Here is a 683-nt window from a genome sequence, read left to right on the forward strand (position 1 = left end):
CCTTCAACGTGAAGTTCGTGATTCACGTTTGGGTATGGTTACCATTTCCGATGTGGAAGTCTCTCGTGACCTTGCTTACGCAAAAGTGTTCGTGACTTTCCTATGTGTAGGTGAGCAAACACCAGAATCATGCCTAGCGGCACTACGTGAGCATGAAGTTCACATTCGCATGATGCTTGGTAAGCGTATTCGTCTGCGTCTAACTCCAGAAATCCGCTTCTACTACGACAACACGCTCGTAGAAGGTATGCGTATGTCTAACCTAGTAACCGAAGTGGTTAACTCAGACAAGCAGAAGCAAAAGAACTCTGGCCGTGAGGACGAAGAATAATGGCTCGTCGTCGTAAAGGTCGTCCAATTAATGGTGTTATCTTGTTGGATAAACCAACAGGTATCTCTTCCAATGATGCACTGCAAAAAGTAAAGCGAATCTACTTTGCTGAGAAAGCGGGTCACACTGGTGCGTTGGACCCTCTAGCGACGGGTATGTTGCCGATCTGTTTAGGTGAAGCAACCAAGTTTTCTCAGTTCCTACTGGATTCAGACAAACGCTATCGCGTGATCGCGAAACTTGGCGAACGTACTAACACTTCAGACTCTGATGGTGAAGTGGTAGAAACGCGTCCAGTAGATGTGACTCTCGAGAAACTAGAGGCGAGTATCGAGAAGTTCCGTGGCGAATC

1 protein-coding gene and 1 pseudogene are annotated in these 683 nt (G+C 47.0%); both read left to right on the top strand.

Annotation, left to right across the window (positions count from 1 at the left end):
- A partial coding sequence (gene rbfA, locus R7R78_RS26615; protein ID WP_225474672.1) for a 30S ribosome-binding factor RbfA occupies positions 1 to 331 on the top strand: 331 nt, incomplete at its 5' end.
- A pseudogene (gene truB / locus R7R78_RS26620) lies at positions 331 to 683 on the top strand (tRNA pseudouridine(55) synthase TruB); the annotation flags it as partial. The gene rbfA and the pseudogene truB, both read left to right, overlap by 1 nt.

This window comes from Vibrio sp. 2134-1 (genome assembly GCF_033339495.1).